Source organism: Sulfitobacter guttiformis, from assembly GCF_003610455.1.
GTDB lineage: Bacteria > Pseudomonadota > Alphaproteobacteria > Rhodobacterales > Rhodobacteraceae > Sulfitobacter > Sulfitobacter guttiformis.
In genome coordinates, this window is the sequence record NZ_RAQK01000001.1 from 1005756 (window position 1) to 1021398 (window position 15643).

Annotated in this window: 14 protein-coding genes, 1 tRNA gene and 1 pseudogene; 8 read left to right on the forward strand and 8 right to left on the reverse strand. The window is 56.4% G+C overall.

Going from position 1 to position 15643, the window contains the following annotated elements:
* Positions 1 to 52 precede the first annotated feature (52 nt).
* The 5 genes and pseudogenes from C8N30_RS04870 to C8N30_RS04890 form a co-directional block, all read right to left on the reverse strand.
* Positions 53 to 151, reverse strand: a complete 99-nt coding sequence (locus tag C8N30_RS04870) for a DUF2474 family protein (RefSeq protein WP_084273613.1) — start codon at positions 149 to 151, stop codon at positions 53 to 55.
* Complete coding sequence (gene cydB / locus C8N30_RS04875) at positions 151 to 1158, reverse strand: cytochrome d ubiquinol oxidase subunit II (protein WP_037967994.1); 1008 nt, start codon at positions 1156 to 1158, stop codon at positions 151 to 153. Before cydB ends, C8N30_RS04870 begins: the two co-directional genes overlap by 1 nt.
* A pseudogene (locus C8N30_RS04880) lies at positions 1145 to 2572 on the reverse strand (cytochrome ubiquinol oxidase subunit I). The gene cydB and the pseudogene C8N30_RS04880 overlap by 14 nt, the downstream one beginning before the upstream one ends.
* A gap of 139 nt (positions 2573 to 2711) precedes the next feature.
* Positions 2712 to 4043 carry a sensor histidine kinase gene (locus C8N30_RS04885; protein WP_025063383.1) on the reverse strand — a complete coding sequence of 444 codons (1332 nt, stop codon included), beginning with the start codon at positions 4041 to 4043 and terminating at the stop codon, positions 2712 to 2714.
* Positions 4040 to 4711, reverse strand: a complete 672-nt coding sequence (locus C8N30_RS04890; protein ID WP_025063384.1) for a winged helix-turn-helix domain-containing protein — start codon at positions 4709 to 4711, stop codon at positions 4040 to 4042. The genes C8N30_RS04885 and C8N30_RS04890 overlap by 4 nt, the downstream gene beginning before the upstream one ends.
* Positions 4712 to 4846: 135 nt before the next feature.
* On the opposite strand from C8N30_RS04890, the gene C8N30_RS04895 reads away from it, so the two are divergent.
* Together C8N30_RS04895 and C8N30_RS04905 are read left to right on the forward strand one after the other, a co-directional pair.
* Positions 4847 to 5929, forward strand: a complete 1083-nt coding sequence (locus C8N30_RS04895) for a Do family serine endopeptidase (protein WP_025063385.1) — start codon at positions 4847 to 4849, stop codon at positions 5927 to 5929.
* Between the two features lie 586 nt (positions 5930 to 6515).
* Complete coding sequence (locus C8N30_RS04905; RefSeq protein ID WP_025063387.1) at positions 6516 to 7010, forward strand: copper chaperone PCu(A)C; 495 nt, start codon at positions 6516 to 6518, stop codon at positions 7008 to 7010.
* Between the two features lie 35 nt (positions 7011 to 7045).
* Here C8N30_RS04905 and C8N30_RS04910 read toward each other — a convergent pair whose 3' ends face one another.
* Positions 7046 to 7477 (reverse strand): MarR family winged helix-turn-helix transcriptional regulator, encoded by a 432-nt coding sequence (locus C8N30_RS04910; protein WP_025063388.1) that lies wholly within the window; start codon positions 7475 to 7477, stop codon positions 7046 to 7048.
* Between the two features lie 74 nt (positions 7478 to 7551).
* Here C8N30_RS04910 and hmgA point away from each other — a divergent pair, with 74 nt between their 5' ends.
* The 6 genes from hmgA to maiA all read left to right on the forward strand — a co-directional run bounded on the left by hmgA (position 7552) and on the right by maiA (position 13954).
* Complete coding sequence (gene hmgA, locus C8N30_RS04915) at positions 7552 to 8913, forward strand: homogentisate 1,2-dioxygenase (RefSeq protein ID WP_025063389.1); 1362 nt, start codon at positions 7552 to 7554, stop codon at positions 8911 to 8913.
* A gap of 33 nt (positions 8914 to 8946) precedes the next feature.
* The gene (gene fahA / locus C8N30_RS04920; protein WP_025063390.1) at positions 8947 to 10200 is read left to right on the forward strand and encodes a fumarylacetoacetase; all 1254 of its coding nucleotides are present in this window, start codon (positions 8947 to 8949) and stop codon (positions 10198 to 10200) included.
* Between the two features lie 20 nt (positions 10201 to 10220).
* Positions 10221 to 11171, forward strand: a complete 951-nt coding sequence (locus C8N30_RS04925; protein WP_025063391.1) for an MBL fold metallo-hydrolase — start codon at positions 10221 to 10223, stop codon at positions 11169 to 11171.
* A gap of 366 nt (positions 11172 to 11537) precedes the next feature.
* The gene (locus C8N30_RS04930) at positions 11538 to 13157 is read left to right on the forward strand and encodes an FAD-dependent oxidoreductase (protein WP_025063392.1); all 1620 of its coding nucleotides are present in this window, start codon (positions 11538 to 11540) and stop codon (positions 13155 to 13157) included.
* Between the two features lie 3 nt (positions 13158 to 13160).
* Positions 13161 to 13340 (forward strand): DUF2783 domain-containing protein, encoded by a 180-nt coding sequence (locus C8N30_RS04935; protein ID WP_025063393.1) that lies wholly within the window; start codon positions 13161 to 13163, stop codon positions 13338 to 13340.
* Positions 13337 to 13954, forward strand: a complete 618-nt coding sequence (gene maiA, locus C8N30_RS04940) for a maleylacetoacetate isomerase (protein ID WP_025063394.1) — start codon at positions 13337 to 13339, stop codon at positions 13952 to 13954. Before C8N30_RS04935 ends, maiA begins: the two co-directional genes overlap by 4 nt.
* A 98-nt stretch (positions 13955 to 14052) precedes the next feature.
* On the opposite strand, the gene C8N30_RS04945 is transcribed toward maiA, so the two are convergent.
* Both C8N30_RS04945 and C8N30_RS04950 read right to left on the reverse strand, forming a co-directional pair.
* A tRNA-Arg gene (locus C8N30_RS04945) sits at positions 14053 to 14129 on the reverse strand.
* Between the two features lie 78 nt (positions 14130 to 14207).
* Positions 14208 to 15593: a sensor histidine kinase gene (locus tag C8N30_RS04950; RefSeq protein WP_025063395.1), complete on the reverse strand. Its 1386-nt coding sequence runs from the start codon at positions 15591 to 15593 to the stop codon at positions 14208 to 14210.
* Between the last annotated feature and the right edge of the window lie 50 nt (positions 15594 to 15643).

Here is a 15643-nt window from a genome sequence, read left to right on the forward strand (position 1 = left end):
GCATCAAATCATAGGGCAGAGTGACCCGCACTTCGCCAGTACGCAAGACCACTCAGGGCATAATCGCCAGCCGGATCGCAAAGGCGACAATGCCCAGCGCGCCAACACTCAGTATCCAGATCAGCGCGAACCAGCCTAGCTTACGCAGCATTAGTGATAGCCTTCGGAGGGGTCGATCTTTCCACGGAAAACCCAATAGGCATAGCCCGTGTAGATGAGGATCATCGGCACCAGAACAACCGTGCCCACCAACGCAAAACGCAGGCTTTCGTCAGGTGCAGCAGCATCCACAATCGTCAGGGACGGCGGAATTATGTATGGATAAAAGCTCACCCCGATACCGACAAACCCCAAGACAAACAACGCTTGCGCGCAGAGAAAAGGCCTGACCTCTTGTTGCCGCTGAAGGCCGAAGAAGAGCCCCGCTATCGCTGCAATTACCAAAACCGGCACAATCGCACTGAATGCAGCCGTCGGCCATGCGAACCACCGCTCAAAGTAAACGCCATCAAGAAATGGTGTCCACAGGCTGACCAGCCCCATACAGATCACCGTACCGATGGCAGCCGGCCAAGCCAGACTGCGCATATGACGCTGGATACGGCCCTCAAGCTTTAGGTTGAGCCATGTCGCGCCAAGCATTGCATACCCGATCACCACGGCCACACCGCACAGGACAGAAAATGGCGTGAGCCAGTCCCACCAGCCGCCTGCATAAGCACGGTTTTCGATCTCGATGCCCTGCACCAGCGCCCCGAGGGCGATGCCTTGACAGAATGATGCCATCAGCGAGCCGCCAAAAAACGCCATGTCCCACAGCGGCTTCCACCGATCAGTACGCCAGCGGTATTCGAACGCGACCCCGCGAAAAACCAGTCCCAGCAACATCAGAATAATCGGCATATAAAGTGCCGGCATCACAATCGAATAGGCCAGCGGGAAAACGGCAAACAGTCCCCCGCCACCCAGCACCAGCCATGTCTCGTTACCATCCCACACGGGCGAAACAGAGTTCATCATTACGCTACGCTCCTCCTCGTCGGTGGTAAGCGGAAACAGAAGTCCGATACCCAAATCAAAGCCGTCAAGAATGATATAGACCAACACCGCAAAGGCGATGATCCCTGCCCAGATGAATGAAAGCTCAAGCCCCAGCATTGGATGTCTCCTTTTTGCGGTCCATGTGCTGCTGCGCAGGTGTAATGCCTGCAGTACGGATCGGCCCTTCGTCGCGCAGCGCCTTTTCGGCCAATTCCTTGACCGGTTTGTTCATCATTCTCAGCAAGTAGTACGTCCCTGCGCCGAACACGAAGAAGTACACAACGATAAACGCCAGAAGCGACGCGGCCACAGCGGGTGCTGCGATTGGTGAAAGGCTATCAGAAGTGCGCATCAACCCATAGACTGTGAAGGGCTGGCGCCCGACTTCGGTGGTGATCCAACCGGCAAGCACAGCAACAAAACCCGCAGGTCCCATCGCGACGCTGGCGCGATATAACCATGGTGCATCATAAAATTTTCCGCGCGCCCGCTGCACAACGGCCCACATACCCAGTCCAAGCATCGCAAACCCGAGTGAAATCATCACACGGAACGACCAGAACACAATCCCCACCGGCGGCTCGTCCTCATCCGGTATGGTGTCCAGACCGTCCATCGGCGCGTTTAAATCATGCTTGAGAATAAGCGAGCTGAGCTTAGGAATCTCGATGGCGTAATCTATCCGCTTTTCCGCAGAATTCGGGATGCCGAACAAGATAAGCGGTGCACCCTCGGGATGACTGTCAAAGTGACCTTCCATCGCCATTACTTTTGCGGGTTGATGCTCCAGCGTGTTAAGACCGTGAAAATCGCCAGCGAGAATTTGCAAGGGCGTAACGACAATCAACATCCACATCGCCATCGAGAACATCTTGCGGCTATAGGCGTCTGCACGGTCGCGCAGCAGATGCAAAGCGCCCACCGCACCCACCACAAGCGCCGTGGTGAGATAGGCCGCCAGCACCATATGTACCAGACGGTAAGGAAAAGACGGGTTGAAAACGATGGCCCACCAATCCTCGGGCACGAACTGACCGACATCATTGATTGCGAAGCCTGCGGGTGTGTGCATCCAACTGTTGACCGACAAAATCCAAGTCGCGGAGAGCAGCGTACCAAACGCGACCACTGCCGTTGCGACCATGTGCAGGGTATTCCCCACCCGCTCGCGTCCGAACAACATGATGCCGAGGAAGCCGGCCTCTAGAAAGAACGCCGACAAAACCTCATAGGCCATCAAAGGTCCAACGACTGGACCAGCCCTGTCCGAGAAAACCGACCAATTGGTGCCAAATTGGTAGGACATGACGATCCCAGATACGACCCCCATGGCAAAAGCCACCGCAAATATCTTTTTCCAGTATTAGAACAACATTTTGTAAGTGCCATTGCCAGTTTTCAGCCACAGCGCATTCAGCACAGCAAGATAGCTGGCCAATCCGATCGAGAAAGCAGGGAAAATAATGTGAAAAGAAACAGTAAATGCGAACTGAAACCGCGCCAGAAGCTCGGCTGAAAACCCGTCAAACATCGTCTTTTTCCTTGTGTCTTACGGCGCAGCGATACCTTATAAGCATGCTAAATTAAAACATGCCTAAGTGTCACAGGCCACAATTTAATGAAAAAAATTCACTGGCCGATTTATGCGGTGTGTCATGTCCCGGCATCGCTCAGGTCGGGAAGCTCACGCGCACCCGCAATCCTGGACAAGCATCTTCAAACGCCAGTGTCGCACCGTGTAACCGTGCAACGCCGTCCACAAGGCTCAACCCAAGCCCGTTGCCGGGCGTATTGCGGCTACGGTCAAGACGGTAGAGGCGCTGCACCACGCGCCCATGCTCGGAGGCTGGAATACCCGGGCCGGTATCCTGCACCACCAGCGCAATCTGCCCTGTAGATTGCTGCACACTCACAATAATATCTGCCCCTTCACCGGTGTGCGAAAGCGCATTTTCCAACAGGTTGGCGATCATCTGGCCCAGTAGATTACGCTCACCCGACACCATCACCCGCTCCGGAGCCTCCAGCCCGAGCGATTGCCCGCGCTCCGTCGCAGTCGGTTCATAAACCTCGACCATCGTGCGGCACAGCTGCGCGAGATCTACGGGCGCGAAGCGGGCCTTGAGCGTGCCATTCTCGACCTGCGCCAATTGCAGCAACGAGGTGAATACCGCCGAAATCCCCTCAACCTCTGTCCGCGTTTGGGCCACCAGTTCGGATGCTTCGCCTTCTTGAACCACATCGGCCAAAGCCTCGAGGCGCAGTGAAACGCGCTGTACCGGTGTTTTCAGGTCATGCGCGATATCGGAGGATACCTGCCGCAATGCCGCGACCGAGCGCTCCTGAGCGCCTGCCATGCCATTGACGGCAGCGCCGATTCGTACAAGGTCATCCGCCCAGCGCGGGCCGGTCGCTACGCGCGCACCCAGATCGCCGCTGGTCAATCTTTCCAGCGCGGCGCGGATCACCTCCACATGCCGCTGGGAGCGCCGCGCCAATATCAACCCGCCTGACAGCGCAATCAGCACCGTAGGTAGCAGGCTGATCCACAAGATATTCAAAAAAACGGGGCGTAGCGCCTCAATCTCGGCACGGCTGCGCGCAATGGTCAAACGGCCTCCGTAGAGCCGCGCACTTAGCGCGAGGTATTCGCCGGCAAGCTCCGCGCGCCCCTCCTCGAGCGAGATGATATGAAAGCCTTCGTCGTCCCGCGCCACCGCACCATTGCCGAAAATCTGGCCATCGCGGCTCACAAAACTCAGGACCAGACGTCCGGGATCTGTCTGTGCTGATTCAGCTTGCACCAGTATTGCCACTGCGCGGGCAGACGGCGCAGCGCGAAAGCCCGCCATATCCTGTGCCAGATCATCGCGTACCGATTGCTCGAAAGCGGCGCGGGTAACCGCATAACTGGCCGCAAGGCTCAGTAGGCTCACGGTGCCGAACAACACAACCAGCACTAATGCCAAACGCAGCGGCATGGAGCGCCACAGCTGCTTCATGCGTCGATCCGGTAGCCTGCACCGCGCACTGTTTTGATCAGCTCGGACGCAAATGGTTTATCAACTTTTGCCCTTAAACGACTCACGTGGGTTTCGACAACATTTGTCATCGGATCAAATGACAAATCCCATACCCCTTCAAGAAGCATAGTGCGGGTCTGCACACGCCCCTTGCGGCGCAGCAAAAACTCCAGCAGGGCGAACTCGCGCGGCAACAGATCAATCTCCTGCCCAGCGCGGGTGACTCTACGGGTCAGCAGATCAAGGGTCAGATCACCTACAGACAGCGCTGTTTCCTGCTCGACCGCTTGCGGACGACGGCCAAGGGCGGCCACGCGCGCCGACAACTCGCCAAAGGCGAAAGGCTTTACCAGATAATCGTCACCGCCCGCGTTCAGCCCGCCGATGCGGTCCTCGACCGATCCCATCGCAGTGAGAAACAGGACTGGTGTTGCGTTCCCTGCCCCGCGCAGGGTTTTCACAAGTGACAGTCCGTCCACATGCGGCAACATCCGGTCGACGATCAACACGTCATAGCCGCCTCCTGTTGCAGCAACCAATCCCGCACGCCCGTCCGTCAACAGATCAACTACGTGCCCTTCCTCGCGCAGCCCACGTGCAATGTAGGTACCCGTAGTGGCATCGTCTTCTATTACTAATATTTTCATAACCTCACTATAGGCCCTACTGCGTCTCTCTACATCCACCAGCGTATTACAGTTTTGTATAGCGGCGCGGGGATGCCCTGTAACCTTGTGCGCCCATCTTTGTCTCAATCGCAAACCAATGCACAAGGAACCATCATGACATCTTTGCTTTCCAGATCCGCCCCCATTGCCATCGCCGCTGCATTGGCGCTAACGCCTGCTTTGGCCCCGACTGTCGCATTTGCTGTGCCTGCGGGCGGTTACGGTGACTTGGTGGAACAGGTCGCCCCCGCCGTCGTCTTCATCGAGGTTACCGGTGAGGAGCAGGCCTCGCGCGCCTTGCCCGACAATATTCCGGAGGCTCTGCGCAAGCGGTTTGAAGAAGAGATGCCAGAGGGCAGTCCGCGTGGGGGCCTTGGATCAGGCTTTATCATCTCGGCTGACGGCCAGATCGTGACCAATCACCATGTTGTCGACGGGGCCAGCACAGTGAAGGTGAAACTGGCCGACGGCCGCAGCTTCATGGCGGAGGTCATTGGCAGTGATCCCGCTACCGACATCGCCCTACTGTCGATCAAGGCTGATGTAGACCTGCCATTTGTGGGCTTTGGCAATTCTGACACAATGCGCGTCGGGGATGAGGTTGTCGCCGTGGGCAATCCCTTCGGCCTCAGCTCTACAGTTACGAGCGGGATTATTTCGGCCAAGTCACGCGATATTAATTCAGGCCCTTATGACGAGTTTATCCAAACGGATGCGGCGATCAATCGGGGTAATTCAGGCGGGCCGCTTTTCAATAACGATGGCGATGTAATCGGGGTAAATACTGCTATTATTTCGCCCGGTGGCGGGTCCGTTGGTATAGGCTTTGCTGTACCTTCGGATGTTGTAAGAACCGTGGTGGCCGATTTGGCCGATGATGGCACTGTGACCCGCGGTTGGCTGGGTGTAAGCATCCGCCCCATGAGCGACGAGGTAGCACAAGTGTTGGGTTATGAAGCAAGCCAGGGCGCAGTGATTGAGGCGGTTTCCAAGGACAGTCCCGCCGCTGCAGCAGGGTTGGAGAGCGGCGATATTATCCTGAGCTTTGAAGGCAATCAGATAAAAGCTCTTGGCGATCTGACCCGCGCTGTTGCCGCCAAAAAGCCGGGAGATACCGCCGCTGTTTCACTGCTGCGCCGTGGCAAGGAAATGTCGCTGAGCGTCAAGATTGGCACACTGGCCCCGCAAGAGGCCTGATCCTGTTTGGCATCTGTGTTGCCCGCACAGGCGCCATTCACGCTCCTTGCCCCCTCAAGGAGCAGATTCCCCGGATGCCTAGAATGATCCGGGGTATTTTTGCCTCTGATAGCAAGGGCCGGACGTAACAATGCCGCAGCGACAGGCGCTGGTCCCCGCTTTCATGCAGGTGTATGCATCGCTAATGATGCGAATAAATCATATCGGTACTCGACATGTACTGCTTGCGTTTTTGACGCTAGCACTTTTGAGCCTGCCCTTTGCCCACCGCGCAGGTGCGGCGCCAATGACGTCCCAGATGACGCAGTTTCTCGCGATGGGTGGCGAACCATCTGACCTCTGCGGTGATAGAGATATCCACCTCGCGGGCGGATGTGAAAGCTGCCGGATTGTGGGTGAGATGCTTTTGCCATTGCCCACGCAATCCAAAATGCCCTCATCCCCTCCGGTGCGAATGTTTGTGCACCAATGCTCACAGCCAGTCTTAAGCCAGCCCAAGCCTTATATTTCTCCTCCTGTGCGCGCACCACCGAGCGCCTGACATCTCCAACCTCTGTCAGCGTCACATACCACAGGAAAATATATCATGAATACTCTGATCAAAGCCGCCTTTGCGGTACTCTTCTCAACGGGCATCGCACAAGCCCATGAATACACGGTCGGCTCTTTGAGCATTGGACATCCGATGGCCTTCGAGACTGCAAAAACCGCTAACGTCGGCGGTGGCTATATGACCATAACCAACAGCGGCGCATCTTCCGATACACTCATAGAGGTGCGCGTTGCACACCTTCCGCGCATTGAAATGCATAAGTCCGAAACCGACGCAAACGGTGTGGCACGGATGATCCGTCAGGAGGGTGTCGAAATCCCCGCAGGCGAGACTGTCACGCTGGTCCCCGGCGGTCTGCACATCATGTTTATGGGGCTGAACGGAGACCCCTTCGAGGTGGGCGAGAAGATCAGCGCAACCCTCGTATTTGAGAACGCAGGCGAAATCGCGGTTGTCTTCAATGTCGAGGAACGCACAGCCGGTGATCGCGGCACGATGGACCACTCCGATCATAAGATGTCGAACTAAACGCAACGGGCGGGCCGCTGGTACGTGCGGCCCGCCTATAGCTTTGCAATTTTTTCCAGACACTGGCGCAGGATATGACGCTCTTCGGGGGTAAAATGTGCCGCCAACTGCGCATCATACGTTCGGGCCGCCTGACACAAATCCGCATAGACCGCCTCCCCTTGCCGAGTGAGCGACAGCGTTTCGTGCCTGCGGTCATGTTCCTGCGGAACCCGGGTGAGAAAGCGCTTTTGCTCCAGCGCACCAACCGCCCTGCTCACCTTGGTTTTATGGAGGCTTGCGCGCGCGCAGATCTCTTTTGCCGTCATCGCGCCGTATCGCCCCAGATGAAACAATGCACGCCATTCAGTGCGGAGCATTCCATAGCGCTGACGGTAATACTTCTGAAATCCAAGGCTGGACGCTTCGGCGGCCTGATTGAGCAAGTAAGGCAGGAACTGCCCCAAATCAAAATGAACTTCAGCCATCTTTTCAACTTACCTGTTGTTAGTTACAAATCAAACTAATACTCCCTTTCATAAAAGACAACAAAGGGATCATCATGAACAAAGTAACGTCCCCCCATGGCCTTCAAACCGCCGCAACGACTGTTGGCACCACCGATGGCTATATGCCCGGCTTCGGTAATGACTTTGAAACCGAAGCTTTGCCGGGTGCCCTTCCTCAAGGGATGAACTCCCCCCAAAAGGTCAATTATGGCCTTTATGGAGAGCAGCTCAGCGGGACGGCGTTTACTGCCCCAAGCCATCAAAACGAACGCACTTGGTGCTACCGCATCCGCCCTTCGGTCAAGCACACCCACCGGTTCACGAAGATCGATCTGCCCTATTGGAAATCGGCCCCGCATGTGGACCCTGACGTCACCTCGCTGGGCCAATACCGCTGGGATCCGCTAACCCATTCCGATACACCCCAGACATGGCTCACAGGCATGCGCACGATGACAACAGCGGGCGATGTGAACACACAGGTCGGGATGGCGAGCCATATCTATCTGGTGACGGAATCGATGAAGGATTCATATTTCTATTCGGCAGATTCCGAAGTGCTGGTCGTTCCGCAGGAGGGGCGTCTGCGTTTTGCAACCGAATTGGGCGTCATAGACATTGAACCCCAAGAGATTGCGATAATACCGCGTGGTCTGGTTTACCGTGTCGAGGTCCTTGAGGGGCCCGCACGCGGTTTTGTATGCGAAAACTATGGTCAAAAGTTCCATCTACCCGGCCGTGGCCCCATTGGCGCGAACTGTATGGCCAATCCGCGCGACTTCAAAACACCGATTGCGGCGTTCGAGGACCGCGATGCACCTTCTACAGTGACGATCAAATGGGCAGGGCAGTTCCACGAAACCAAAATCGGGCATTCGCCATTGGACGTTGTTGCGTGGCATGGGAATTATGCACCGTGCAAATACGATTTGCGTACATATTGCCCCGTAGGCGCTATTCTGTTCGACCACCCCGATCCGTCGATCTTCACCGTGCTGACCGCTGATTCCGGCGTTGAGGGTACAGCCAACATTGACTTCGTCTTGTTCCGCGACCGCTGGATGGTCGCAGAGGATACCTTCCGCCCACCATGGTACCACAAGAACGTCATGTCCGAGTTGATGGGGAATATTTTTGGCATTTATGACGCTAAACCAAAGGGTTTTGTACCAGGCGGCATGTCTCTACATAATATGATGCTGCCACACGGACCGGACAAAACTGCCTTTGAGGGCGCATCCAATGCGGACCTGAAGGCCGAAAAACTGGCTAACACCATGTCCTTCATGTTCGAGACACGCTTTCCGCAACACCTCACGGCGTTCGCGGCCAATGAGGCGCCGTTGCAGGATGACTATATCGACTGCTGGAGCGACATAGAAAAGAAATTCGACGGCACACCCGGCAAAAAGTAGGCATGCCTGCGCCAAACCACCAAAGGATCACAGATGACATTGATGAAATCATGGGTACAAAGCGCCAACAGCGCGAAGACCCCCTTCCCGCTTAACAATCTGCCCTATGGCGTGTTCACCACCAATGCGCTGGAGCCGCGCTGCGGCGTGGCGATCGGAGACATGATCTTTGATATGGCCGCCGCCGAGGAGGCCGGATTGATCGAGTTGGCCGAAGATCCGGTATTTGATGTGCCTTACTGGAACGATGTGATGGAATTGGGGCCCGAAGCATGGGACGCCCTGCGCGCACGTCTGGTTCAGTTGCTGGCCGATGGTGCGGCGGAGCAGGCCACCGTGGCCCCCCTGCTGGTTCCCATGGCAGATGCGCGGATGGAAATGCCCATAGTCGTGGCGGAGTTTACCGACTTTTATGCGGGCAGGCATCACGCCACAAACGTGGGCACGATGTTCCGCGGGGCAGAAAACGCGCTGCCACCTAACTGGCTGCACATCCCAATCGGGTATAACGGGCGCGCCTCGACGGTGATCGTTTCCGGCACCGACATTATCCGCCCCAATGGCCAGACCAAAGCGCCGGACGCCGACATGCCAGTGTTTGGCCCCTGCAAGCGCCTTGATATCGAGCTGGAGATAGGCGCGATCGTCGGCACTGCCTCCGAAATGGGGCATCCGGTGAGCGTGGCGCAGGCCGACGAGATGATCTTCGGATACGTATTGCTCAACGACTGGTCGGCACGTGATATTCAGGCATGGGAATATCAACCGCTGGGGCCGTTCCAGGCCAAAGCCTTTGCAACCTCAATCTCACCCTGGATCGTAACCCGCGCTGCGCTAGAGCCATTTCGTACTTCGACCCCCGCCCGCGAGCTCGATCTCCTCCCTCACCTCGAAGAGCCGGGCCCGATGCTTTATGACATAGATCTGAGCGTGACGCTCCGCCCTGAGGGCGGCGAAGCGGTTACAATATGCGAAACCAATTATAGTGAAATGTACTACTCCGCGCCCCAGCAACTGGCCCATCACGCAAGCTCGGGGTGTGCGATGACACCCGGTGATCTACTGGGGTCGGGCACCATATCGGGCGCTGAGCCGCACCAGCGTGGCAGCTTGCTGGAGCTGTCATGGGGTGGCAAGGAACCGATTGATACCGGTGGTGGCCAAACCCGTAGTTTCATCGAGGATGGCGATACCCTTACTCTGCACGGTGCTGCAAAGGGCGACGGCTACCTTATCGGGTTCGGCACTTGCGCCGGAACAATTAAACCCGCCGTAAAATTTCCGTAAATTCACGTTAGGACAGATCCATGGCCAAAGCATTTGCCTCCCAAGGCGACATGACTGAGAAGAAAATCACATTCGATGAGATCGGGCGCGACCTGTGGGCGTTTACTGCCGAGGGTGACCCGAATTCAGGTGTAATCATCGGCGACGAGAGCGTGATGATCGTCGAGGCGCAAGCCACCCCACGTCTGGCGCACAAAGTGATCGAGCAAGTCCGTAAGGTGACCGACAAGCCCATCAGCCATGTCGTTCTCACCCACTATCACGCGGTGCGCGTTCTGGGCGCCTCGGCTTATGGCGCCCAACAAATTATAATGGGCGAGGCCGCACGCGGTATGGTCATGGAGCGCGGTCAAGAGGATTGGGATTCCGAATTCCAACGCTTTCCCCGCCTGTTCGAGGGCTACGAATCAATTCCGGGACTGACCTTTCCCACCACTACGTTCAACGACCGTATGACAGTGCATCTGGGCAACCGACGCGTGGACCTGATGCACCTTGGCCGTGCGCATACGGCAGGCGATATCGTGATCCACGTTCCCGACGAGAACGTGATGTTCACGGGCGATATCGTCGAGGACCATTCCGCCTGCTATTGCGGTGATGGCCATTTTGCTGACTGGGGTAAAACCCTTGATGCCATCAAAGCCTATGATGTGAACTCGATCGCGCCCGGTCGTGGTGGCGCACTGATCGGCAAAGAAGCCGTAAACCGCGCCATCGAGAGCACCCGTGATTTTGTGAACTCCACCTACACTCCCGCCGCCCGCGTAGCTGCCACCGGTGGTACGCTCAAGCAGGCATGGGACGCCGTGCGCGCAGAATGTGATCCCAAGTTCAAGGATTATGCCATCTACGAGCATTGCCTGCCCTTCAACGTGGCCCGCGCCTACGACGAAGCACGCGGCATCACGCATCCACGCATCTGGACAGCCGAACGTGATTTGGAAATGTGGGCCGCCTTGCAGGGATGATCGAGCCACCCGCCACCATAGGCTGCGCACTCGACAACGTGAGTGGTGTCGGGTTCTCCCTGTGCATTTTGATGCTCATGGCGATGTCGTTCTACGCCAACTCAAAGTGCAAACAGCGCCTCGTGCATCTGTCTTGGGCTGACAGACTTGCTCAAGCAAAAAATGCTGACGACCTGCGGCGCGCGACAAGCATTTGGAAATTGGCGTTAATACCCGCGCTTTGTTTTTCACTGTCGGTGTGGTCAACGAGATTTTGGGGGCTGCCATTGGCCCTCTTCGGGAACGAGACCGCATGTCCATCAGGATGGCAGCAGCCACGTAGCCTTCGGGCACTTTCGAGTTAACTTGAGAAGCGGAGATTAGATCATGGTTGCAACACGCTATAAAACTGCCTTCCAGCTCTATCCCTATGCCCGCGTACCGGCCCAAGACGCAGCGCCCATGCGTCATCCCGTCGTCATTGTCGGCGGTGGCCCTATCGGCCTCGCCCTTGCCCTTGATCTGGGGCAAAAGGGCACGCCTGCGCTAGTGTTGGATGATCATGACGGCGCAGGCCTCGGCTCCAAAGCAATCTGCTTTTCAAAACGCACGCTGGATATTGCGAATCGTCTGGGTGCCAGCCAGCCGATGGTTGACAAAGGCGTCGTTTGGAATGTCGGAAAAGTGTTCCATGCCGATCGCAAGGTGTTTGAGTTTAACCTGCAACCAGAGGCAGGTCACCGCAATCCTGCCTTTATCAACCTGCAACAGCCCTATTTCGAGAAGTTCCTCGTGGATGCGATCAAAAACGCTCAAACCGCCGGTGCCCCCATCGAGATACGTGGGCGCAACTGCGTCACCGCGATGGAAGACCAAGGGAGTTATAGCACACTTACCGTCGAAACACCTGACGGACCCTACCAGATTGAAGCCGACTATCTCATCGCTTGTGACGGTGCCCGCTCACCGCTGCGCGACATGATGGGACTGAGTTTTGATGGACGTGTGTTCGAGGATAATTTCCTGATCGCCGATGTGCGCATGAAGGCCGATTTCCCAACCGAGCGGTGGTTCTGGTTCGAGCCACCGTTCAAGGACGCAGGACAGTCCGCGCTGCTGCACAAACAACCCGACGACATTTGGCGCATCGACTTCCAGCTTGGCTGGGACATTGACCGCGACAAGGAGCTGGACCCCGCCCGCATCCGTGCGCGTGTTAATGCGATGCTTTCTTCTCGGACCGGCTCTGTACCGGAATATGAGCTGGAATGGACTTCGATCTATACCTTCCAATGCCGCCGTATGGCCAAGTTTCGCCATGGTAGTGTGATCTTTGCAGGCGACAGCGCCCATCAGGTATCTCCGTTTGGCGCACGCGGCGCCAACTCCGGTGTGCAAGATATCGATAACCTCGCTTGGAAGCTTGATCTAGTGATTAAGGGATTGGCAGACGACACCCTCCTCGATTCTTACGCGACCGAGCGCGAGCATGGAGCAGATGAAAACATCCTCAACTCATCCCGCGCCACTGATTTCATGACGCCCAAGTCGCAGGTTTCTAAAATTTTTCGCAATGCGGTGCTCGATCTGGCCAATTCCCATTCCTTTGCCCGTCCGCTCGTCAACTCGGGTCGCCTTTCAGTTCCCTGCAATTATGTCGGGTTCTCCCTGTTTGGTGCGGATACACTGTCAGGCCCCGAAGGCACACGTCCGGGCACGGTTTGCCCCGATGCGCCGCTGAATGACGGCTTTTTGCTGGATCATCTTGGCGGAGGCTTCACGCTTTTGGCGCTGGAGTGCACCGCGCAAGACGTATCTCACCATGGCATCATGGCGAAATCGCTGGTGATCGATAACGCGTCTGATGCACTCAAATCCCGGTATCTGGGAGATAAACTGCAAGGGGTTTACCTGATACGGCCCGATCAGCATATCGTTGCCCGCTGGGCCAGTTTTGACGAAAACGCTGTCCAAACCGCACTCACCATAGCAATCGGAAAAGACTGAATCATGCTCATCCTGACGCCTAACCTGCCCGACCCTGACGGATTTTACGATGAGCTTTTACATGCGCACACAGGCCTGAGCAAAGATCAAAGCGATGCTTTGAATGCGCGACTGATCTTGGTGCTTGCGAACCATATCGGGGACCGTGCGGTGCTTACGGCTGCGTTTGAGGCTGCAAAATGACAAATATCGTGCTGTGGGATTATCCAAAATCTTCCGCTAGTTACCGTGTGCGCATCGCACTCAATTTGGCGGGTATCGACTACCGCATCAAAACTGTGGACCTTTTGGCCCGAGAACACCTCGGCACTGACCACCTTGCACGCAATCCGCAAGGGTTTGTGCCTGTCCTGGATATTGATGGCCATCGCCTGACCCAATCGTTGGCGATACTCGACTATCTGGACTGTACCCGCAATCTCGGCCTTTTGCCGTCCGAGCCTGCTGAGCGCGCGCGCCAGAGTGCCCTCGCCCATGCTATCGCTGTTGACCTCCATCCTATATGCAACTTGTCCGTTGCGGGATTCGCAACCAAGGGCATGGAGCCTGCGCGCACCGAATGGATGCGCCACTTTATTACCCCTCGTTTGGCCGCATTCGATGAAATGCTTGGGAAATTCAGCCAGTCGCCCTATTGCTGTGGCGATACGCCCAGCCTTGCCGATGTCGTTCTGATGCCACAGGTATATAATGCTATCCGGTGGGGCGCGCATTATGAGGACTTTAGGAGGATCGTCACGGTTGCCAAAGCATGCGAAGCACATCCCGCCTTTGCAAAGGCGCATCCAGACACGTAGGTGACCGCCGTCTGCGCATCGCAGATGAAAAGAACGTCAGACTAAACATTTTGCTGATTTTAGTCACAAGCCAACCAAACTCATGGCTTGAAGTGAAATGGTGCACCCGAAAGGATTCGAACCTCTGGCCCCCTGATTCGTAGTCAGGTGCTCTATCCAGCTGAGCTACGGGTGCACAAGTGGCGGTTTAGTATCAGCGCTCTGGCAATGCAAGCCCCCTAAAGACCCAAAATCGCCGCGAATGCATATTTTCTTAAATCGTACCGTCACCCCTTGGCAGCGTGATCAGAAATTCGGTGCCACCATCGCCGGTACGTAGCAATTTGATGTCGCCACCGTGGCCGCGCACCAGCTCTGCCGAAATCGCCAGCCCGAGACCTGAGCCCCCTTTGCGTACAGACCCCTGAAAGGCGGAAAAGAGATAATCTTGTGCTTTTTTTGGCAATCCAGGTCCGGTATCGGATAATGATATGCACCATGCCTCTGGTGTCTGGGAGGCATCCACAACAATCGCGCCGGCACGACCTGAAGCCGTGATAGACTGGCGGGCATTACGGACCAAGTTGCCCAAGACACGGTGCATTTGCTCGGGATCAGCCCTAATCTGAAGCGCCGAAGGCACGGTAGAGGTGAAACTGACATCAAAATCACCTGCGGCAAGCTGTTCGGCATACAGAACGTCATCGACAACTTCCGCCAAGCGCATCAGCGTCAAGGTCGGACCGGGCTCCTCTGCCTTGCCAAAGGCCAGTGTTGATTCGCACAAATGAACGGCCCGCGTGATAGAGCCTACAAGCTTGGGTGCCAGACGTACGACGACAGGATCTTCAGACATTTCTATCCGGTCGGTGAACAGCTGGGCTGACGTCAAAATATTGCGCAGATCATGGCTAATCTTGCTCACTGCAGATCCCAACTGGGCCAGTCTTTCCTTTTGTTTGAGCGCGCTTGTCAGCTCTGTCTGGAGAGATTTCAGCGCCTCTTCGGCCTCGCGCAGCTCCGTCACACCGGCAGAGGGAATGATGATCCGCCGCGCATCCTCCGGCGCCGCCGCGTATCGCTGCATATGACCGACCACGCGCTTGATGGGCTTTACCAAAAAAATACGCAGCGAAACAAACAGCAGCAAGGCCGTGAACACGGAGATAACAGCTGAGAGGATTAAAATCCGTAGGCCATAGTCGATCATCGCTGTGCGCATCGGGGCGGTGTCCATCGTGACCTCGATAAGCAGCCCTGCCTCGCGCACCGGCGCACCGATCACACGAATCACCTCGTTATTGGGGTTCAGCAGCCGGCGCATAGCATCGCCGATCAATGTCATTGCAGAGTTATCACGCAGATCTATCGTGGTCGCGATCGCATGCGGCATCGGTGACGACAACACAAGCTGGCGCACTTCGTCGCGGCGCAAAACGATGTTGAACACCTCCGCATTGCTGAGCAACTCGGCTTCCAGTTCGGGGTCGATCATATCGTCCGCCAACAAAGTCAGCGAGGCAATCTGCGCCCGCTCCAGCCGGTCGAGCATGTAATCCTCGCGAAACCGCGCAATTGACGGCACAAAAATCATGATTTCTGCGAGCATCACAAAGATTGTCGTCAGGATCAGCAACCTGCCAGAGAGGGAATTGATCATGCTAGAGGTCCAGCGCTCCAAGGGATGGCGGGCGGGGCATCGTCACAGAC